Below are 20,604 nucleotides of genomic sequence, written 5' to 3'. Positions count from 1 at the left end.
TTTGAAGGGAAGGCAGGCCAACCGGCCCGGCCAAACGACGACACGGGAAGGACTACGATCATGAAACTGACGACCACGACAATGGTCTCCGTCGACGGAGTCATGCAGGGGCTTGGCGGGGCCGACGAAGATCGCCGCGGCGGCTTTACGCGCGGCGGATGGGCCATGCCGCTCTTCAATGAAGAGACCGCGGCCGCATTGGGTCAGATCTATGGACGCGCCGATGCGTTCCTGTTCGGCCGGTGGACCTACGAGGTCTTCGCCGGCTCATGGGGAGCGATGAAGGAGATCCCGACCGACAACCCCGTCGCAGTCGCATTGAACACACGGCCCAAATACGTGGCATCGAACACACTTGCCGACCCGGCATGGGCAAATACCACTGTCCTTTCCGGGGACATCGCAGCCGCCGTCCGCGATCTCAAGGCCAAGCCTGGCGGCGAGTTGCAAGTGCACGGCAGCACCACGTTCATCCGCTGGCTGCTCGACAACGACCTGGTCGATGAGATCAACCTGTTCACGTTCCCCCTGATCCTCGGCCAGGGCACGCGGCTCTTCCCCGAGACCGGCCCGGACAGGGCACTCGAACTGGTCGAGACCCGCGCCACTTCCGGCGGGATCACCCTCCACGTCTATCGTCCCAACGGCCGCCCGCAATACAAAACGGCCACATTCGAATCGACAGAGGTCAAGACGTAAGCCTCTTCTCCTGCGGCTGCGGCATGGTCGTGGCCGCAGGTGTGAAAACGCGGGGACTGGCGCTTTGCCGGTGCGCAACCATCACGAGCGCAAAGCCCTCACCATCCCGGTGAACTGATTGCCTGCCCCTGGAGAGCGGTGATCTGGATCCCGCCGCTCACCCATCGAGCAATCGCTGACGTCGCTTCATGAGATAGGCGCGCACTGCGGGGTCGGTCGTCAATCCTATTGCCACGCCAAAGATTTCGAGAGCCGTCTCGCGCTCTCCTGCTTCAGCGGCCAGATGGGATCGGGCCGCCCAATAGGGCTGGTACGAAACCATGCGTGGATCCCGGCCGAGTTCGATGACCTCTCCGAGTACTGCAGCCGCTCCGTCGATGTGGCTGCGCGCCAGCGCCCTGTTGAGCCGAACCACCGGCGAAGACAGCAATGCAAACAACAGATCGTATAGCGACCCGATTGTCACCCAATCGGTCCTGCCGCTGCTGCGCCGCGCACAATGGACCGATTGGATGGCCGCCTCGATCTGAAACCGCCCGCTCGGCCCGCACTGGTTGGCTGCGCGCAGCAGTGCCTCGGCAGTATCGATTGCCGCATGGTCCCAGCGCGAGACATCCTGCTCATCTAACGGAACGTAGCCACCATCGGGCCCGGATTGCGCATCCATTCGCGCACTGAGATAAAGCATTAGCGCCAGCAATCCTTTGGCCTCGGGATCAGACGGCACCTGCGCCACCACGCATTGTGCCAGCCATATTGCTTCCTCAGCCCGGTTCCGGCTTTCCCGGCACACCCAATCGCTGGTGAACGTCGCATAGATGGCGTCGAGCACTGCCGGCAGATCGCGCGCCAGACGCTCCGCATCGGGCTCCTCGAAGCGGATGCCCAATTCTTTGATCCGCGCCTTGGCCCTCACGAGCCGCTGGCCCATCGTTGCGGGCGGCACCAGATAGGCCGCGCCGATCTCGCTTGCCGTCAGCCCCAACAGGACCTGCAGCATCAACGGCGCCCGCATCGCCGGGTCGACTGTCGAATGCGTGCAGGCCAGCATCAGCGCCAGGCGCCTGTCTGGAAACACCGGGTGTTCCCCGGCTTTCTGGCCCAGTTCGTCGGCGATCATTGTCAGGTGCTCCTCTCCGGACCGGGCCGTCACCCGCCGGCGGAGGGTATCGACCTGCCGCCGCCGGGCAACTGCTACCAGCCAGGCTTCGGGATTGGCCGGAACACCTTGTTCCGGCCATTGCCGCAGGGCAGCAGCAAGCGCTTCACCCAGCGCATCCTCGGCGCCGGGAATGTCCCCAGTCCGGGTGGCAAGGACAGCAAGCAACCGGCCATAGCTTTCGCGCGCCACGCGTTCGGCTGCCTGCCGTGCGGGATCGGTCGTCGTCAATATTCATCGCGGCCGCGGATGCGCCGCACCTCAATGGTTCCCCAGGTCGCCGCCGGACATCGCGCCGCCCATTTCCGTGCTTCGTCGTCGTCGGCCGCTTCGATGATGAAGTATCCACCGAACTGCTCGCGCGATTCAGCGAAGGGACCATCCTGTACCCGCGTTTCCCCGTCGCGAACCGTGATCAGCGATCCCTTGGAGGCGAAGTCCAGCGCTTCTGTGGCAATGAAGGCTCCGGCCTTCTCGAGCGCCTGTGCATAGGCAGCCATCTGGTTCATAAAGCCTTTCATCTGCTCGGGCGGAATGGACGCGCCGACCGTTTCGTCGGCATGAAGCATGAGCAAGTACCGCATGGCAAAGTCCTTTCATCGTTGATCCGCACATCGCGTGCACTCCGATGTCGTCCTCAGTTCGGTCGGTTCGACAGCTCAGAACAAAAAAGCCAGTCACCTTGCGAAAAAAAGACGCCGCGGACCAGAGCCCGATGCCTCCCCTGATTGCATTCGGTACACGCTGGCTTGCACGACAGCTTTCGGGCGAGCGCCATAGCCGATCCTCCCACGGGAATGAGGTCGCCCCCAGCCAGCCCCATTCGCGGCGCGCGTCGCAACCCTGAACGGCTCGACCCAGTGGGAATGCGTCATTCCCAGTGTACACACGAATGACGCGAGCGCGCACAGAAGCGGCCATTGATCCAGTTGGTCGCTCGGTGCTATTTCGCCTAGGCAACAGGTCTTGCCGGGGTTGGTTTGATCTGTGTCAGCGGCAGTTGCAGGCCTTCCTGTCTGGTAGGAGTCACATCAGGATGGAATCCCACGACGACGACCTCAAGTATTTCGAGGCGCATGGCGCTGCGCCTCTGCCCGCTACGAGCGATCAGGGCTTCGTGGATCACGACGGTGCTCGAATCTGGTACGCGACATACGGGACCGGCTCACCCGTGATCCTGCTGCATGGTGGCCTCGGCCATAGCGGTAACTGGGGCTATCAAGTTTCAATGCTGGTCGGCGCCGGCTATCGCGCCGTGCTCATTGACAGCCGCGGCCACGGCCGCAGCACACGCGATCAGCGGCCTTTTACCTATGAGTTGATGGCATCCGACGTGCTCGCCGTGATGGACGCGCTGCAGTTGGAAAAGACGGCCGTTGTGGGCTGGAGCGACGGCGCGTGCATCGCTTTAATCCTCGCAATGAAAGCACCCGAGCGGGTTGCCGGTGTGTTCTTCTTTGGCTGCAACATGGACCCCAGCGGCACAAAGGAATTCGAGCCCACTCCGATCGTCGACCGGTGTTTCAGACGGCACGCCAAGGATTATGCCGATCTATCGGCCACGCCGGACCAATTCGATACGTTTGTCGAAGCGGTCGGCCAGATGATGAGGAGCGAACCTAACTATTCTGCAGGCGACTTGGCCCATATCCATGTGCCCGTTGCGATCGTGCAAAGCGAGCACGACGAGTTCATCAAGCCCGAACATGCCGATTATCTCGCGCAGAGCATTCCGGCAGCGGAATTGATCATCCTGTCCGGCGTGAGCCACTTCGCGCCCCTGCAAAAGCCGGAGCAATTCAACGGCGCGATGCGTGCTTTCCTCGGCAAGGTTCTTGCTTGAAGGAAGATGACGCTCGGCGGCGGCCCGCAAGTTCACTTTCAGGTCACGGCTTGCCGCAGGAGAGGGAGAGAAGGGTCGAAAGTTATTGCACTGGGCCAAGACAAATCAGGCTACAGAGCGAAACCCGACAGTTCGCTATCCACTGCTGAGGATACGGGAATATGGGCGGCTATATCGCACCATGGAGGGCAATCAGCGGGGCGATGGCGGAGAGAGAGGGATTCGAACCCTCGATACGGTTTCCCGTATACACGCGTTCCAGGCGTGCGCCTTCAACCACTCGGCCACCTCTCCGGCAGCGCGTTTCCGCTTTCACGGTCGCACGCCGAGGCTGATCTAGTCGATCTGATCGCGAATGCCAAGTCCACCGTGTCACAGTTTTGCAATTTGCCGTCCTACCCGTCGATACAGGGCGCCTTTCCCGTTCACCTCCGCTCAACTTTCCGTGCGGCGATTGCCATTGCGGCCCACGCCGCCTATCTCTGCGAAAGATCGAAATGCGGCCCGGCGGCCGCCATGCTGGGAGGCACGCATGTTCCGCTTGTTGTTCCGGGCACTGGCCATGGTGAGCCTGGCGATCGCCGTCATCATGGCGGTGATCGACGCGACGCGCTCCATCGCCGCCTCGGCGCTGGTTTTCACGCCGCTCGGCGAGAGCTGGTATTCGGTGTCGCCGGAGACGCTGAACCTGTCGCAGGCCGTGGTCCAGCGCTACACGCTTGCGGTGCTGTGGGACCCGGTTGCCCTCTTCATCCTGACGCTTCCCGGCTGGCTGGTCTTCACCGCGCTGTCCTTGCTGTTCTACACAATCGGCCGCCCGCGTCGCCGCGCCATTTACCTGGCCTGAACGGGGGCCTCATTCTCGGCGAGAGCCGGAAAGGAACCAGACATGTCATTCCTCAGCAATCTGATGGGCAACAAGAAGCTTTCCATGCCGTCGGCGCACGACGCCCTGCCCGGGCGTGAAGACCCCATCGCCACCGCCACCGGCCATTTCGTGTCGGGCCGTTCGCTGAAGGGCCCCTACCCGGAAGGCAGCGAGACGGTGTTGTTCGGCATGGGGTGCTTCTGGGGCGCCGAGCGGCTTTTCTGGCAGCTCGACGGCGTCTGGGTCACGGCCGTCGGTTATGCCGGTGGCATCACGCCCAACCCCACCTACCACGAAACCACCACCGGCCTGACAGGCCACGCCGAAGTGGTGCGCGTGGTCTACGATCCGGCGCGGGTTTCCTTCGCCCAGTTGCTGGGCGTGTTCTGGGAAAGCCACGATCCCACCCAGGGCATGCGGCAGGGCAATGATGTCGGCACCACCTACCGCTCGGCGATCTTCACCAACAGCGAGGCCCAGCTTGCCGAAGCGCGCGCCTCGCGCGCGGCTTATCAGGCGGCGCTGAAGGAAGCGGGACGCGGCGAGATCACCACGGAGATCGCCCCGGCGCCGGAATTCTACTTCGCCGAGGAAGAGCATCAGCAGTATCTGGCGAAGAACCCGAACGGCTATTGCGGCCTGCAGGGCACCGGCGTCAGCTGCGCCATCGCGCCGCCGGCGACCGGTTCCTGAGGCCCCGGCAAGTTTTTCCGGACGGTCAAAATTCCAGGTGAAATTTCGCCTTGGCCGTGCAAAAGTGGCGGCAAGGGGGCGATGGATGCTCCCGCTGAAGCCGTTCCGGCCTCCGTCTGGTGGCGTGGAATGCTCGTTCGAGCGCAAATTCGTTCGAGCGCAAGGGCGGCGCGGAATGATTGTCCGCGTGGCCCGTGCGGCACAACAAACAAAACACGGCAACCGACAGGGTGTGGATCACATGAAGCGTATCGTCCTTGGCCTTCTGGCCACCACCGCCATGACCGCGAGCGCCTTCGCGGCGGACATCGCCCCGGCCCTCATTTACGATCTGGGCGGGAAGTTCGACAAATCGTTCAACGAGGCCGCCTATAATGGCGCCGAGCGGTTCAAGCAGGAAACCGGCATCGCGTATGTCGAGTTCGAGATTTCCAACGACGCGCAGCGCGAACAGGCGTTGCGCCGCTTCGCCGAGGATGGGCGCAATCCGATCGTCATGGCCGGGTTCACCTGGGTCGATTTCCTGAACAAGGTCGCGCCGGATTATCCCGAAGTGAACTTCACCATCATCGACGACAAGGTCGACCAGCCGAATGTCCGCTCGGTCACGTTCAAGGAACAGGAAGGTTCCTACCTGGTCGGCATGATGGCGGCGCTGGCCTCCAAGACCGGCACGGTCGGCTTCATCGGCGGCATGCAGGTGCCGTTGATCGGCAAGTTCGAATGCGGCTATGTGGGCGGCGCCAAGGCGGCCAACCCGGACGCCAAGGTGATCCGCAGCTACACCGGCGACACGCCGGCTGCCTGGAACGATCCGGTGAAAGGCGGCGAGATCACCCGCACGCAGATGGACCAGGGCGCCGACGTGATCTACCACGCGGCGGGCGGCACCGGCGTTGGCGTGCTGCAGGCGGCGGCCGATGCCGGCAAGCTCGGCATCGGCGTCGATTCCAACCAGAACGGCCTGCAGCCGGGCCATGTGCTGACCTCCATGGTCAAGCAGGTCGATGTGGCGGTCTATGATTCCTTCATGGATGCGAAGAACGGCGAATTCACCTACGGCGTCGCGGATCTGGGTCTCGCCGAGGACGGCGTCGGCTATGCCATGGACGACAACAATGCACCGCTCGTCACCGACGAGATGAAGAAGGCCGTCGAGGACACCAAGGCGAAGATCATCGCCGGCGAGATCGAGGTGCACAACTTCCTCTCCGACAACGCCTGCCCTTACTGAAACCAGCCTGTTCGCCACGCTACGAAATGAAAAAGGGCCGCACGCGGCCCTTTTTCTTTCGCCGCGCCTCCCGCTAGACCGATTCAGTGTTTCATAGAAACGCTGAACCGGTCTATCTCTTTGTTTTTCCGCATTTATGCGGACGTCAGGTGATTCCACCTGACTGCAAAATGCTCTATAAGGAGGGCCGCATCATCGTTTCCTCCCTTCCTTCGCCAGGAGTCTTCCATGTCCGATCTCGCGCCGGTTCTCGACCATCTCGATCATTCCATCGATCAGAGCCTGGAGCGGCTTTTTCACCTGCTGCGCATCAAGTCGATTTCGACGGACCCGGCATTCTCCAGCGATTGCCGGAAAGCGGCGGAATGGCTGGTCGAGGATCTGAAATCAATCGGCTTCGAGGCCAGCGTGCGCGACACGACCGGGCACCCGATGGTGGTGGCGCATCACGACGGCGAAGGGCCGCATGTGCTGTTCTACGGCCACTACGACGTGCAGCCGGTGGACCCGCTGGACCTGTGGAACGACGACCCGTTCACGCCTTCCGTCAAGGAGATCGAGCCCGGCCGCAAGGCGATCACCGGGCGCGGCTCGGCCGACGACAAGGGGCAGCTGATGACGTTCGTCGAAGCCTGCCGCGCCTACAAGGCGGTGCATGGCAAGATGCCGTGCCGGATCAGCATCCTGTTCGAGGGCGAGGAAGAATCCGGCTCGCCTTCGCTGAAACCCTTCCTCGAAGCGAACGCCGAGGAACTGAAAGCCGATTTCGCCCTCGTCTGCGACACCGGCATGTGGGATCGCGAGACGCCGGCCGTCTGCGTCGGCCTGCGCGGCCTGGTCGGCGAGGAGATCACCATTCATGCCGCCGATCGCGACCTGCATTCGGGAGAATTCGGCGGCGCCGCCGCCAACCCGATCACCATCCTGGCCAGGGCGCTGGCCGACATGCATGACGAGAATGGCCGCGTCACCATTCCCGGCTTCTATGACGGCGTCGAGGAGACGCCCGACACCATCCTCAAGAGCTGGGCGGGCCTTGGCGAGACCGCCGAAACCTTCCTCAACCCGATCGGCCTGGCAAAGCCCTCCGGCGAGAAGGACCGCTCCGTTCTCGAACTGGTCTGGGCGCGGCCGACCGCCGAGATCAACGGCATCAATGGCGGGTACACCGGCGCCGGCTTCAAGACGGTGATCGCCGCGCAGGCGTCGGCGAAAGTGTCCTTCCGCCTGGTGCACAAGCAGGATCCGGACAAGATCCGCGCCGCCTTCCGCGCCTTCATCGAGGCGCGCATCCCGGCCGACTGCTCGGTCGAGTTCCACAAGCATGGCGGCTCGCCCGCCTTCCAGCTCGACTACGACATGCCGCTGGTCACCAAGGCGCAAGGCGCGCTGACGGAGGAATGGTCGAAACCGGCAGTCGCCATCGCCATGGGCGGCTCGATCCCCATCGTCGGCGATTTCCGCAGAATGCTCGGCATGGAATCGCTGCTGGTCGGCTTCGGCCTGTCGGACGACCGCATCCATTCGCCGAACGAAAAATACGACCTCACCTCGTTTCATCGCGGCCAGCGCTCCTGGGCGCGCATCCTCGACGTGTTGAGCAAGTGAGCCACCGAACCGGGAATCCGACATGACCATTCGCCTGCACAAGAACGACTTGCCGAACCTCGATCACTACGCGGTCGATGCCGTCGCCATCGACACGGAGACGCTGGGGCTCCGGCCGCATCGCGACCGGCTGTGCGTGGTGCAACTGTCGCCGGGCGACGGAACGGCCGACGTGGTGCAGATCGAAGCCGGGCAGAAGACCGCGCCGAACCTCGTGGCCCTCCTTGGCAACGGCAACATCACCAAGCTGTTTCACTATGGTCGGTTCGACATCGCCGTTCTCTACAACGCCTTCGGCGTGATGGCGGAACCGGTGTTCTGCTCGAAGATCGCCTCGCGGCTGACCAGGACCTATACGGACCGGCACGGGCTGAAGGATCTGTGCAACGAGTTGCTCGGCATCTCCCTGTCGAAGGTGCAGCAATCGTCGGATTGGGCCGCCGAAGAGCTTTCGCCCGAACAGCTCGAATACGCGGCCTCGGATGTGCTTTACCTGCATGGGCTGCGCGAAAAGCTTCTCATGCGGCTGGCGCGGGAAAACCGGATGGCCGAGGCCGAGGCGTGCTTTCGGTTCTTGCCGACACGCGCCAGGCTCGACCTGATGGGCTGGGAAGAAGAGGACATTTTCGCCCACAGCTGATCCATTCCGTTTATTTTGACTTAACTGCGCCTTAAACCGCTGGCCTTTACTCTCCACGAACCCCGCATTGCGGGTTGTTGAGGATGCGCATCGCGCGTGGGAGAACCGGAACGGGTTTTCGCGCCGCTGCGCCGGAGTTTTTTGGGGCAAGGGCAGGCATGGCGCGCGACACGCGACGACGCAGGATCGAACCGACTTTCGACGCCCCGCAGGGACGCCGGGGCGGCGGGGATCTGACGCTCGGCGATGGCGACCGCGTCGTCCCGTCGCGCCAGCAGCGCAAGCCGGGCAAGGCCTCCGCCAGAGGGCCGGCCAAGGGAAAAACGGCAAGGAGCCGAACCACGCGTCGCAAGCGCGGCAGGGGCGGCAGCGGGCGCGGTTTCTTCGGCTTCCTGCGCGGCGCGGTGTACTGGATGCTTGTGCTGGCGCTGTGGGGCGGCATCGCCGGCGCGGGCCTCGTCGCCTATTACGGTGCCAAGATGCCGGCGGCCACCACCTGGCAGATTCCCGACCGGCCACCGAATGTCCGCATCGTTTCCGCCGATGGAGCGCTGATCGCCAATCGTGGCATGACCGGCGGCGAGGCCGTCGGCCTGCATGAAATGTCGCCGCACATTCCGCAGGCGGTCATCGCCATCGAAGACAGGCGCTTCTATTCGCATTTCGGCGTCGATCCGATCGGCCTGGCGCGCGCCATGGCGGAAAATGTCATGGCAGGACGGCTGACGCAGGGCGGCTCGACCCTGACGCAGCAGCTTGCCAAGAATCTGTTCCTGAAACCCGATCGGACGATCGAGCGCAAGGTGCAGGAGGTGCTCCTGGCGCTGTGGCTGGAGCAGAAGCATTCGAAGGACCAGATCCTCGAAATGTATCTCAACCGGGTCTATTTCGGCTCGGGCGCCTATGGCGTCGAGGCCGCCTCGCGCCGCTATTTCAACAAGTCGGCGAAGGAGGTGACGCTTTCGGAAGCCGCGCTTCTGGCCGGCCTGCTCAAGGCGCCGTCCAGGCTTTCGCCGGCGCGTGACCCGCAGGCGGCTGAAACCCGGGCACAGGTGGTTCTGGCCACCATGCGCGACCAGGGCATGATCGGCGACAGCGAGATGACCACCGCCATGAGCCAGCCGGCAACGCGGGCCGCCGCCTACTGGACCGGCTCCGAACATTATGTGGCCGACCGCATCATGGAGGAACTGCCGGGGCTGATCGGCGACAGCGGCGCCGACATCATCGTCGAGGCGACCGTCGATCTGGCGCTGCAGAAGGAGGCGGAAAAGACCATCCGCCAATCGATCGACGAAAAGGGCGGCAAACTCGCCGTCAGCCAGGGCGTGCTGGTGTCGATCGACACGACGGGCGCCGTGCGCGCCATGGTCGGCGGCTACGACTACGCCAACAGCCAGTTCGACCGCGCGTCGGAGGCGCGCCGGCAGCCGGGTTCGGCCTTCAAGCCATTCGTCTTCATGGCCGCGCTCGAGCAGGGCCGAACCCCCGACAGCGTGCGCAACGACGCGCCGATCAAAATCGGCAAATGGACGCCGGAGAACTACAAGGGCAAGTATTACGGCCCTGTCACCTTGTCGGAAGCGCTGGCCCGCTCGCTCAATTCCGTCGCCGCGCAGCTTGCCGTGGAGGTGGGGCCGAAAGCGGTGGTCGAGGTGGCGCAGCGCATGGGCATCGAATCCGACCTCAACGCCAATGCCTCGATCGCGCTCGGCACGTCCGAGGTGACGCCGCTCGAGCTCACCGCCGCCTACCTGCCCTTCGCCACCGGCGGGCTGCGGCCCGAGGTTCACTTCGTCAGCCGTGTCAGAACGACTTCCGGAAAAGTGCTCTACGAACAGGGCAAGCCACGCATGACGCGCGTCGCCAGCCCCGAAATCATCGGCATGATGAACTCGATGATGCAGGGCACGATAGACTTCGGCAGCGCCAAGGCTGCCGCTATCGGCCGGCCCGCTGCCGGCAAGACCGGCACCACGCAACAGTCACGCGATGCCTGGTTCGTCGGCTACACCGCCGATCTCGTCACTGGCGTCTGGTTCGGTAACGACACGTCGAAAGCGACCAAGGCGACCGGCAGTTCGCTGCCGGTCCCGGCCTGGCGCGCCTTCATGGAGCAGGCTGAAAAAGGCCGGCCGGTGAAACGGTTGCCGGGTTCGTGGTCGCCTGGCCGGCCGGCGGTCGGCATGGTCGAAACTCGTCCGGCGGGCCGTCCCGTGCCGACGGCGGCGGTGGGCGGCGGCTCGCAAGGCGCTGCGCAGAGCGCACGGCCGGTGCCTCCGGCAGCCATACCGGCGCCGGGCGGCGACGACCGCACAGCGTCGGTCCGCCGACCGGTGCCGCCAGCGGATGTCGGCGGGGCCCCGCAGAAGCGCCAGGGCTCCATTCTCGACATCATCCTGGGAAATTAGACTTCGCCGCTCCGGTTTGCCTATCGCTTTCCCGGCCGGGCTCGCCTACATAAGGCGAAACAGGGAGCAGCGCATGGCCGACGAGCGAAAGACATTGGTTCTGACCGGCGCCAGCCGCGGCATCGGCCACGCGGCCGTCAAGCGCTTTTCGCGCGAGGGCTGGCGTGTCATCACCTGTTCGCGGCAGGCTTTCGCCGAGGATTGTCCCTGGCCGGCCGGGCCTGACGACCATATCCAGCTTGATCTTTCCGACCAGGAAGGCGTCGGCATCGCCATCGGCGAGATCCGCCACCGGCTGGAGAAGAATGGCGGGCGCCTCGACGCGCTGGTCAACAACGCCGCCATCTCGCCCAAACTCGAGGGCGGCAAGCGCATGGACTCCATCGAGACGCCGATGCATGTCTGGCGCGATGTGTTCCAGGTCAATTTCTTCGCGCCGATCATGCTGGCGCGCGGGCTGTTCAGAGAACTGGCGACGGCCAAGGGCTCGATCGTCAACGTCACCTCCATCGTCGGCAGCCGGGTGCATCCGTTCGCCGGCACGGCCTATGCGACGTCGAAGGCGGCGCTGGTCGCGCTGACGCGCGAGATGGCGGCCGATTTCGGCCCGCACGGCATCCGCGTCAACGCCATCGCGCCGGGCGAGATAGAAACCTCGATCCTGTCGCCGGGCACCGACAAGCTGGTGGAAACCCTGCCGCTGCGCCGTCTCGGCCAGACATCCGAGGTGGCCGACACGATCTTCTTCCTGTGTTCGGATCAATCGTCCTATGTGACGGGGGCCGAAGTGCACATCAATGGCGGCCAGCACGTCTGACGGTGCAGCCTGGCCTGGCTTCGCCGTCGCCGGCCTCCCTGGCTCACCCCTGCATCAATAGTTTCTCGATATCGCTCACCGTATGATTGGTCAGCGTCTTGGCGACCTCGCCAACCACACGGTCCCCCACCTCCTTGTGCATCTCCTTGCGCAATTCGCCCAGCACCAGCGGCGGAGCGACCAGCACCAGGCGGTCGAAGGTGCCGCGATGCGCCAGCTTGTAAAGCCGTTCGGCGATATCGGCGGCGAAGCGCTCTTTTTCAATGCGATGCCAGTCGGTGTCGTCGACGGCGCTGCGGTGAACCCCGTTCCCATCGTTCAAGCGGCCCGGCCTGTCCGTACCCTGCTCGCGGGTCGGCGGGTTCTCCTCATGCATCTGCCGCACGACCTGGAGATTGGGATAGGTAGCGTCGCCCTCATTGCGCAGGAACAGCGCCTTCTCGCCATCGGCGACCAGAACCCATATGTCGTGAACCAGCCGGATCTCACCCATTTCCATCTCCTTCGATTGCATTCCTGTGCGAACAACGCGGGGCTCACACTCCCGTTCCCGCAAGCGACCGATCATCGCGGGGGAAGGATTTGCTGCCGGAGTGCTGCAAGGCGCAAAAGCAATCTTGCCGCGCCTTGCAGCCCGCGAGTGTGTTTCTTCTGAAAAGGGCGGCAGATCGTCATTATTCCGGGCATCTTTCAAAAAGGCTCGCGAACCATGGCGACAGATATCGCAAAGCTTGCCGCTTTCCCCGTCTTCATGCGGGTCGAGGGCCGCGCCGTGGTCATCGTCGGCAATGGCGCGGAGGCGCTGGCCAAGGCGCGGCTCATCGGCCAGTCGAGCGCCGACCTCACCATCGTCGCCGATGCGCCCGAGCCGGCGCTGGCCGGCTGGGCGGAGGCGAACGGCGCGCGCCTGATCCGCGCGCCCTATACGGCCCGCTATATCGAAAATGCCGTGCTCGTCTTCGCCGCGACCGACAATGAGGCGCAGGATCGCGCCATCGTCGCCGATGCGCGGGCGAAGAACATCCCGGCCAATGCCGTCGACCGCCCTGCCCTATGCGACTTCTACACCCCGGCGCTGGTCAACCGCGCGCCACTGGTGGTCGCCATCGGCACGGAAGGCGCCGGCCCCGTGCTGGCGCAGATGGTCAGGGCGCGCATCGACCAGATGCTCTCTCCCTCTCTGGGCGTGCTCGCGCATCTCGCCACGCAGTACCGCGACGCGGTCGAGCGGCTGGTGCCGAAGGGCCTTGCCCGCCGCCGCTTCTGGAAGTCGTTCTTCACCGGCGAGACGGCGCGCGCCGCCGAGCGCGGCGACCTGGCCGGTGCCCGCCGCAGCGCCTCCAGCCTGCTTGCCGCCGGTAACGACCTGCCGGGCCACATCGCCCTGGTCGGTGCCGGCCCGGGCGCGGAAGATCTCTTGACGCTGCGCGCCCAGCGCCTGCTGATGGAGGCCGATTTCATCGTCCACGACGCGCTGGTGCCGGAAGCGGTCATCGCCATGGGCCGCCGCGACGCCGAGCGCATCGGCGTCGGCAAGCGCAAGGGCTGCCACTCCAAGAGCCAGGCGCAGATCAACGATCTGCTGGTCGAGCTCGGCCATGCCGGCAAGCGCGTCGTGCGGCTGAAATCCGGCGATCCGCTGATCTTCGGCCGCGCCGGCGAGGAAATGGCGGCGCTGCGTGATGCCGGCATCTCCTATGAAGTCGTGCCGGGCGTTACCGCCGCCTTCGCCGCCGCTGCCGATTTCGAGCTGCCGCTGACGCTGCGCGGCGTTACCTCGTCGATCGTCTTCACCACCGGCCACGATCTGAAGGGCCGCACCCTGCCCGACTGGGCGAGCCTTGCCGTCTCCGGCGCGACCGTTGCCGTCTATATGGGCCGCTCGGTCGCCGCCGACGTCGCCGGCCGGCTGATGCAGGCGGGGCTTTCGCCCGACACGGCCGTCGCCGTGGTCGAGAACGCCAGCCTCGACGGCAAGCGTCTGCTGCACGGCACGCTGGCCGACCTGCCGGCGCTCAGCGAACGCGGCGAACTGACCGGCCCGGTCATGACGCTGATCGGCGACGCCGTCGCCGGCGCCAATTTCAAGCGCTCCGAGGCGCTCGCCGCCCGCAAGCATCAACTGGAGCGCGTCCGATGAAGGTTGTTGCGAAGATCGTTGCCGCCAACCGCCTGACCGATGGCGAGACCGTCTGGCTCGGCGCCGGCGACCGCTGGGTCGAGACGATCGGCGGCGCCGAGGTCGCCCGCGACGCGGAAGCCGAAGAGAGGCTCCTGGCGACGGGCAATGCGGCGCTGGCCGCCAATCTCGTCGTCGATGTCACCCTCGTCGACATCGAAATCGCGGATGGCCGCGTCCTCCCCACCCGCCTGCGCGAACGCATTCGCGCGGGCGGGCCGTCCATCCACCCCGATCTCGGCAAGCAGTCGCGCCACGGCGCGCCGCACGCCATCTAAAGCAGGTCTTCGCCCGATGTATCGCTACGACGAATTCGACCATGCCTTCGTGAACGCCCGCGTCGCCGAGTTCAGCGACCAGGTGGCGCGGCGCTTGTCCGGCGAGTTGACGGAGGACGAGTTCAAGCCGCTCCGGCTGATGAACGGCGTCTATCTGCAACTGCACGCCTACATGCTGCGCATCGCCATCCCCTACGGCACGCTGTCGCCGCGCCAATTGCGCAAGCTTGCCCATATCGCGCGCACTTACGATAAGGGCTACGGCCATTTCACCACGCGCCAGAACCTGCAGTTCCACTGGCCGAAGCTGACCGACGTGCCGAAAATTCTCGAAGAGCTGGCCGAAGTGGAGATGCACTGCATCCAGACCTCGGGCAATTGCATTCGCAACGTGACGGCCGACCATTTCGCCGGCGCCGCCGCCGACGAGGTGGCCGACCCGCGCCCCTATGCGGAGATCCTGCGGCAATGGTCGTCGCTGCATCCGGAATTCTCCTACCTGCCGCGCAAGTTCAAGATCGCCGTGACGGGAGCCGAGCGCGACCGCGCCGCCATCGAGGTGCACGATATCGGCCTGCACCTGAAGAAGAACGACAAGGGCGAGCTCGGCTTCGCCGTCTATGTCGGCGGCGGCCTCGGCCGCACGCCGATGGTTGCCAAGAAGATCCGCGACTTCCTGCCGGAGGCGGATTTGCTCTCCTATGCGACAGCGATCCTGCGCGTCTACAATCTCGGCGGACGCCGCGACAACAAGTACAAGGCGCGCATCAAGATCCTGGTGCACGAGACCGGCACCGAGGAACTGACGGCCCAGGTGGAAAAGGAGTTCGCCGCACTGAAGGAGAGCGAGCTCAAGCTGCCGGAAGCCGACATCCGCGCCATCGGGACCTATTTCGCGCCGCCGCGGCTCAAGGCCCGGCCGGAAGGCGATGCTACGATCAGCAAGGCGGTCAAGGCCAATGCGGGCTTTGCCGACTGGCTCAACCGCAACGCCACCACGCACGGCAATCCGGACTATGCCTGCGTCACCATATCGCTGAAGGGCATCGGCGAGGTGCCGGGCGACGCTTCCGACGCGCAGATGGACGCCATCGCCGATATCGCCGAGCAATACGGCAACGACGAGATCCGCGTCAGCCACGAACAGAACCTGATCCTGCCGCATGTGGCGCGCGCCGACCTGCCGGCGGTGCATGCCGCCCTGGTCGAGATCGGCCTGGCGACGGCCAATGCGGGGCTGATCACCGACATCATCGCCTGCCCCGGGCTCGACTATTGCGCGCTCGCCAATGCCCGCTCCATCCCCGTGGCGCAGGAGATTTCGCAGCGCTTCGCCAGCCAGGCCCGGCAGGAAGAGATCGGCGACCTGCAGATCAAGATTTCCGGCTGCATCAATGCCTGCGGGCATCACCATGTCGGCCATATCGGCATTCTGGGCGTCGAGAAGAAGGGCGCGGAACTCTATCAGATCACGCTCGGCGGCTCGGCCCGCGAGGGCTCGACCATCGGCGAGATCATCGGCCGCGGTTTTGGCCCGGACGAGATCACCAACGCCATTGAAACCATCGTCGAAACCTATCTCGCCAACCGCGAGAACAAGGAGGAGAGCTTCCTCGACGCCTATCGGCGCCTGGGGCAGGCACCTTTCAAGGAGGCCCTTTATGGCCAGGAAGCCAAGGCTGCCTGATCCGGCATCCGCCGGCGAGGGCGATGTCGCCGCGCTGGCGGCAACGCTCGACGCGCGCTACGGCCACCTGCCGGCGCAGGAGGTCATCGCCGTGGCGATCGACCTGTTCCGCGAGGATGGCGGCATTGCCGCCGTCTCGTCCTTCGGCGCGGATTCGGCAGCACTGCTGCACATGATCGCCGAGGCCGACGGCGACCTGCCGATCAGCTTTCTCGACACCGGCCAGCATTTCGGCGAGACGCTCGGCTATCGCGACCAGCTTGCCGAGGATCTGGGCCTGACCAACATCGTCATCGTCAAGCCGCTCGACGATGCGCTGGCCGCCGACGATCCCGACGGCATCCTGCACAGGAGCGATACCGACGCCTGCTGCGCGATCCGCAAGGTGGAGCCGATGGCGCGTGCCATCGCTCCCTATCGCGCCTGGTTCACCGGCCGCAAGCGCGGCCAGGCCGCCACGCGCGCCGACATGCCCGTGTTCGAGGCGGTGGGGTCGCGCATCCGCGTCAACCCGCTGGCGCGCTGGACCACGGAGGACCAGGCGGCCTATATGGTGAAGCACGATCTCCGGCAGAACCCGCTGGTCGCCTACGGCTACCTGTCGATCGGCTGTTTTCCCTGCACCAACCCGGTCAAGCCCGGCGAGGACGCACGCTCGGGCCGCTGGGCCGGACAGGCCAAGACCGAATGCGGCATTCATCTGCCGGGCCTCGAGACGGCGCTGGCGCCGTCATCCTGATAGGAACGTCTATGACCAACACCGTTACCAGACTCTGGGCCGAAGACGGCTTTCGCGACGATGAATGGCGGCGCGGCGAGGACGCGGGCGCTCTCAACGATGCGGGCAAGGTGATCCTGCCCCTTGCCGTCTTCCTGGAACTCGCTCCCGAAACGCGCGAGAGCGAAGCCCGGCGCATCGGCGTCGAGCTTCTGCCCGGCGAGCCGCTGGACGCATTGCTGCCGCATCTTTCCAGCCTGCCGCTGGTGGCGCTTGCCTTTCCCGCCTTCAATGACGGCCGCAGCTATTCGAAGGCCGAACTCTTGCGCGCGCGGCATGGCTATCATGGCGAAATCCGCGCCACCGGCAATGTGCTGATCGACCAGGTCGCGCACATGCTGCGCGTCGGCTTCTCCAGCCTGGCGATATCCAACCCGCGCACGCTCGCGCAGCTCGAAGCCGGCAAGGAGGCGGGCATTCCGCTCTATTACCAGCCGACAGCCAGGACGGCGGCGGCCCCGGGGTCCTATGCCTGGCGGCGGCTGCCGGCCTGAAACCAGAGCGCCGTGCGTCCATTTGGACGCTACACAAGGACGCTCTATCTCCTTGTTTTTCCGCATTTATGCGGACGTCAGGTGATTCCACCTGACTGCAAAATGCTAGCAATTTCGGCTTTTCTACCTATATGCATGCCAATGGGGTGCATTCCTTGAAACTTCTGATATGGTGCGCCTCATCCTGAGTCGTCCCTGGACGGACGCTTTTCAGCATCCCTGCCGTCAGACACCGGTCCGGCCCTCGCATTGATGCGGAAATTTATGAACTCGAGCCGCTGCTTGCGCCATCCGGCGCCGTGATCGTGCTCAACCCGTTGAAACGCCAACCGTAGAAGGAAGTCCATTGCAGGTCATCGTTCGCGACAACAATATCGACCAAGCCCTCCGCGTGCTGAAGAAGAAGCTTCAGCGCGAGGGTGTTTTCCGTGAAATGAAAGCGCGCCGCGCCTACGAGAAGCCCTCGGAGAAGCGCACCCGCCAGCACGCCGAGGCCATTCGCCGCGCCCGCAAGCTGGCCCGCAAGCAGGCCCAGCGTGAGGGTCTTCTGCCCAAGAAAGCCCCCCGCGCGGCCTGATCTGCCTTGAGATTTGACGAAAGAGGTCGGAGAGCGCCTGGCGCCCCGGCCTCTTTTCGCATCCTTGAGACGGTTTGAAAACTGACGGACCCGTGCCGTCAGGGTGCGCGTTTCTCGGCCCGGTCCAGCGCTCCAAGCAGTTTCTGAAGCTGATCGGGCATATCCCGCTCGACGGAAAACTGCGGCAATGCCCGTAAGCGGCGGACATTTTCGGGACTGCCCAGACGCTGACCGATATGACGTGCGACATCGGCGCCAGCTAACCGCCCGTCTCTGTTGTCCTGTTTCGGCATCTCATTGCTCTCGCTCACGAATTTCACTCGTGATATTAAATCGTGAGCAGCAAAAACGTTCCGACAGTGGCCACGAACTGCCGGTATGGTAAATTTTTCCTAAAATTCTAATCAATCAGACCGGTTCATCGTTTCATGGAAACGCTGCCCCGCTCTATCTGTTGTTTTTCCGCATTTATGCGGACGTCGGGTGATTCCACCTGACTGCAAAATGCTTTAGCCCGGTTCAGCGGCCAAACGACAGGACCGGCGCGCCCAATGCGTCGAAATCCGGTTCGATGCCGAGGCCCGGTCCCGTGGGCGCCGTCATGCCGCCATTGACGCGGCGCGGCGCGTTGGCGGCGATGGTCTTCGTGCCGTAGGAGTTGAAATCCGTCGCCGAGAAGACGAAATCGGCCGGCGTCGCCTGGGCCAGATGGGCGATCGCCGCCGTGACGATGTCGCCGCCCCAAGTGTCCTCGATGGTCATCGGGATGCCGTGCGCCACGCAGACGTCACGCATGGTGCGCGCCTTGGTCAGCCCGCCGACCTTGGATATCTTCAGGTTGATGACGTCGAAGGCGTCGTCGGCCAGCCCGCGCACCAGCATGTCGAGACCGGTGATGTTCTCGTCCATGACGAAAGGCTTTACCGTCCGACGGCGGATCGACAGGCATTCCTCGTAAGTCGGGCAGGGTTGCTCGATATAGACGTCAAGGTCGGCAACAGCGTCGACGACCCGCGCCGCCTCATGCCGCGTCCAGCCGGTGTTGGCATCGGCCACCAGGATGTCCGTGTCGTCGAGGATGTCGCGACAGGCGCGGATGCGGGCGATGTCGTCGTCGGCATCGCCGCCCACCTTGAGCTGGAACTTGGTGTATCCCTCATCTTTGTAGCCGGCTATCTTCCTGGCCATCAGCTCGGGCGCTTCCTGCGAGATGGCGCGGTAGAGGCGCACTTCGTCCTGCGCCTTGCCGCCGAGCAGCGTGACCAGCGGCAGGCCAGCGACCTTGCCGAGCAGATCCCAGCAGGCGATGTCGAGCGGCGCCTTGACATAGGGATGCCCGTTCAGCGCCGCGTCCATGGCCCGGTTGACCGCGCCGAGATTGGTCGGGTCGAGGCCGATCAGCTTCGGCGCCACTTCCTCCATGCCGGCGCGCACGCCGCGCGCATAGGAGGGCAGATAGGCGGAACCCAGCGGGCAGCATTCGGCATAGCCGACAAACCCGCCATCGGTCTCGATGGCGATGACGGTGGAATCGAACACCTCGACGAAATTGCCGTTCGACCAGGAGTAGCGCCCCTCCTTCAAGGGGAGGTCGACCTGATGGATGCGGATGGCGGTGATCTTCATTGCTGCTCCTCAGACCACAACGAAGCCGTGCGCGTAGGGATCGCGGTCGTCTATTTGAATCGTGTTGAACCCGGTCACTCGCGCCCAGCCGGCAACGGACGGGATGATGGCCGGCTTGCCGCCGACCTCGGTCTCGTCCTCGACACGGCCCTCGAACAGCGAGCCGATGATGCTTTCGTGGACGAATTCGTCACCCGCCTTCAGCCGGCCGAGCGCATGCCATTGCGCCATGCGCGCCGAAGTGCCCGTGCCGCAGGGCGAGCGGTCGATGGCCTTCTCGCCATAGAAGACCGCGTTGCGCGCATGCGCTTGCGGCTTCGTCGGCGCGCCGGTCCACAGAATGTGGCGCAGGCCGCGAATGTCCGGCTTCTCGGGATGGACGATTTCGTGCTGCGCGTTGAGGATTTCGCGCAGTGCGCGGCTCCAGCCGATGAGGTCGCCGGCCGTATGATCGGCCATGTCGCGGAAGGCCTCCTGCGGTTCGACGATGGCGTAGAAATTGCCGCCATAGGCGATGTCGACCGTCAGTTCGCCGAGCCCCGGCACATCTGCTTTCAGGCCGCGCGCGTGCAGGAAGGACGGCACGTTGGTCAGCCGCACCTTCTCGACGAAACGGTCCTTCTGCTCATACGCGGCGATCACCAGGCCGGCTGGCGTGTCGAGGCGGACGACGCCGTTCTCACGCGGACGGATCAGCCCGTTCTCGATGCCGATGGTGATCGTGCCGATCGTGCCGTGGCCGCACATGGGCAGGCAGCCCGAGGTCTCGATGAACAGGACGCCGACATCGCAATCGTCGCGCGTCGGCGGATACAGGATCGAACCCGACATCATGTCGTGGCCGCGCGGCTCGAACATCAGGCCCGTGCGGATCCAATCGTATTCGGCGATGAAATGCGCCCGCCGCTCGAGCATGGTGGCGCCGTCGAGCAACGGTCCGCCGCCGGCCACCACGCGCACCGGGTTGCCGCAGGTATGTCCATCAATGCAGGTGAAGGTGCTGACCGCCATTT

General features: G+C 64.6%; 21 protein-coding genes and 1 tRNA gene. 15 read left to right on the top strand and 7 right to left on the bottom strand.

Annotation, left to right across the window (positions count from 1 at the left end; genetic code table 11):
* The first annotated feature begins 60 nt into the window (after positions 1-60).
* Positions 61-699: a dihydrofolate reductase family protein gene (locus AB843_RS03460; protein ID WP_048645390.1), complete on the top strand. Its 639-nt coding sequence runs from the start codon at positions 61-63 to the stop codon at positions 697-699.
* 157 nt (positions 700-856) lie between these two features.
* On the opposite strand, the gene AB843_RS03455 is transcribed toward AB843_RS03460, so the two are convergent.
* Both AB843_RS03455 and AB843_RS03450 read right to left on the bottom strand, forming a co-directional pair.
* Positions 857-2,089, bottom strand: coding sequence for an RNA polymerase sigma factor (locus AB843_RS03455; RefSeq protein WP_342021852.1), 1,233 nt, complete (start codon positions 2,087-2,089; stop codon positions 857-859).
* Positions 2,086-2,442: a YciI family protein gene (locus tag AB843_RS03450; RefSeq protein WP_048645388.1), complete on the bottom strand. Its 357-nt coding sequence runs from the start codon at positions 2,440-2,442 to the stop codon at positions 2,086-2,088. Before AB843_RS03450 ends, AB843_RS03455 begins: the two co-directional genes overlap by 4 nt.
* Before the next feature lie 452 nt (positions 2,443-2,894).
* On the opposite strand from AB843_RS03450, the gene AB843_RS03445 reads away from it, so the two are divergent.
* On the top strand, positions 2,895-3,701 hold the full coding sequence (locus tag AB843_RS03445) for an alpha/beta fold hydrolase (protein WP_048645387.1): 807 nt from the start codon (positions 2,895-2,897) through the stop codon (positions 3,699-3,701).
* Between the two features lie 204 nt (positions 3,702-3,905).
* Here AB843_RS03445 and AB843_RS03440 read toward each other — a convergent pair.
* Positions 3,906-3,995: transfer RNA gene (locus AB843_RS03440), tRNA-Ser, on the bottom strand.
* Positions 3,996-4,233: 238 nt separating this feature from the next.
* Between AB843_RS03440 and AB843_RS03435 the strand changes: the two genes are divergently transcribed.
* The 7 genes from AB843_RS03435 to AB843_RS03405 all read left to right on the top strand — a co-directional run bounded on the left by AB843_RS03435 (position 4,234) and on the right by AB843_RS03405 (position 11,972).
* A complete protein-coding gene (locus AB843_RS03435) occupies positions 4,234-4,548 on the top strand; it encodes a hypothetical protein (protein ID WP_048645386.1) in 315 nt (104 codons plus the stop codon).
* A 42-nt stretch (positions 4,549-4,590) separates the two neighbouring features.
* Positions 4,591-5,262 (top strand): peptide-methionine (S)-S-oxide reductase MsrA, encoded by a 672-nt coding sequence (gene msrA, locus AB843_RS03430; protein ID WP_048645385.1) that lies wholly within the window; start codon positions 4,591-4,593, stop codon positions 5,260-5,262.
* Positions 5,263-5,503: 241 nt separating this feature from the next.
* Positions 5,504-6,496 carry a BMP family lipoprotein gene (locus tag AB843_RS03425; RefSeq protein ID WP_048645384.1) on the top strand — a complete coding sequence of 331 codons (993 nt, stop codon included), beginning with the start codon at positions 5,504-5,506 and terminating at the stop codon, positions 6,494-6,496.
* Between the two features lie 228 nt (positions 6,497-6,724).
* The gene (locus tag AB843_RS03420; protein ID WP_048645383.1) at positions 6,725-8,104 is read left to right on the top strand and encodes a M20/M25/M40 family metallo-hydrolase; all 1,380 of its coding nucleotides are present in this window, start codon (positions 6,725-6,727) and stop codon (positions 8,102-8,104) included.
* Between the two features lie 22 nt (positions 8,105-8,126).
* Entirely contained in the window at positions 8,127-8,744 is a 618-nt protein-coding gene (locus AB843_RS03415) for a ribonuclease D (RefSeq protein WP_048645382.1), read from the top strand.
* 158 nt (positions 8,745-8,902) lie between these two features.
* A complete protein-coding gene (locus AB843_RS03410) occupies positions 8,903-11,155 on the top strand; it encodes a transglycosylase domain-containing protein (protein ID WP_048645381.1) in 2,253 nt (750 codons plus the stop codon).
* A 73-nt stretch (positions 11,156-11,228) separates the two neighbouring features.
* Positions 11,229-11,972 (top strand): SDR family NAD(P)-dependent oxidoreductase, encoded by a 744-nt coding sequence (locus AB843_RS03405; protein WP_048645380.1) that lies wholly within the window; start codon positions 11,229-11,231, stop codon positions 11,970-11,972.
* Positions 11,973-12,015: 43 nt separating this feature from the next.
* Here the strand turns inward: AB843_RS03405 and AB843_RS03400 are convergent, their stop codons facing one another.
* Entirely contained in the window at positions 12,016-12,465 is a 450-nt protein-coding gene (locus tag AB843_RS03400) for a baeRF12 domain-containing protein (protein WP_048645524.1), read from the bottom strand.
* 216 nt (positions 12,466-12,681) lie between these two features.
* Here AB843_RS03400 and cysG point away from each other — a divergent pair, with 216 nt between their 5' ends.
* From cysG to rpsU, 6 genes are all read left to right on the top strand, one after another.
* The gene (cysG, locus tag AB843_RS03395; protein ID WP_048645379.1) at positions 12,682-14,112 is read left to right on the top strand and encodes a siroheme synthase CysG; all 1,431 of its coding nucleotides are present in this window, start codon (positions 12,682-12,684) and stop codon (positions 14,110-14,112) included.
* Entirely contained in the window at positions 14,109-14,429 is a 321-nt protein-coding gene (locus AB843_RS03390) for a DUF2849 domain-containing protein (RefSeq protein WP_048645378.1), read from the top strand. Before cysG ends, AB843_RS03390 begins: the two co-directional genes overlap by 4 nt.
* A 16-nt stretch (positions 14,430-14,445) precedes the next feature.
* Positions 14,446-16,116: a nitrite/sulfite reductase gene (locus AB843_RS03385; RefSeq protein ID WP_048645377.1), complete on the top strand. Its 1,671-nt coding sequence runs from the start codon at positions 14,446-14,448 to the stop codon at positions 16,114-16,116.
* Positions 16,091-16,855, top strand: a complete 765-nt coding sequence (locus tag AB843_RS03380; RefSeq protein WP_048645376.1) for a phosphoadenylyl-sulfate reductase — start codon at positions 16,091-16,093, stop codon at positions 16,853-16,855. The genes AB843_RS03385 and AB843_RS03380 overlap by 26 nt, the downstream gene beginning before the upstream one ends.
* Before the next feature lie 11 nt (positions 16,856-16,866).
* The gene (locus tag AB843_RS03375; RefSeq protein ID WP_048645375.1) at positions 16,867-17,388 is read left to right on the top strand and encodes a DUF934 domain-containing protein; all 522 of its coding nucleotides are present in this window, start codon (positions 16,867-16,869) and stop codon (positions 17,386-17,388) included.
* A 346-nt stretch (positions 17,389-17,734) separates the two neighbouring features.
* Entirely contained in the window at positions 17,735-17,965 is a 231-nt protein-coding gene (gene rpsU, locus AB843_RS03370) for a 30S ribosomal protein S21 (protein ID WP_048645374.1), read from the top strand.
* A 98-nt stretch (positions 17,966-18,063) separates the two neighbouring features.
* On the opposite strand, the gene AB843_RS25430 is transcribed toward rpsU, so the two are convergent.
* The 3 genes from AB843_RS25430 to AB843_RS03360 all read right to left on the bottom strand — a co-directional run bounded on the left by AB843_RS25430 (position 18,064) and on the right by AB843_RS03360 (position 20,602).
* Positions 18,064-18,276 carry a hypothetical protein gene (locus AB843_RS25430; RefSeq protein ID WP_157384412.1) on the bottom strand — a complete coding sequence of 71 codons (213 nt, stop codon included), beginning with the start codon at positions 18,274-18,276 and terminating at the stop codon, positions 18,064-18,066.
* A 208-nt stretch (positions 18,277-18,484) separates the two neighbouring features.
* Entirely contained in the window at positions 18,485-19,591 is a 1,107-nt protein-coding gene (locus AB843_RS03365) for a cis-3-hydroxy-L-proline dehydratase (RefSeq protein ID WP_048645373.1), read from the bottom strand.
* A 9-nt stretch (positions 19,592-19,600) separates the two neighbouring features.
* A complete protein-coding gene (locus AB843_RS03360; protein WP_048645372.1) occupies positions 19,601-20,602 on the bottom strand; it encodes a 4-hydroxyproline epimerase in 1,002 nt (333 codons plus the stop codon).
* Positions 20,603-20,604 lie beyond the last annotated feature (2 nt).

The organism is Nitratireductor soli (assembly GCF_001050155.1).
In the GTDB taxonomy this organism is placed as follows: domain Bacteria; phylum Pseudomonadota; class Alphaproteobacteria; order Rhizobiales; family Rhizobiaceae; genus Nitratireductor; species Nitratireductor soli.
Note: the sequence above shows the minus strand (reverse complement) of the source record. Positions and strands in the feature narration are given on the sequence as shown.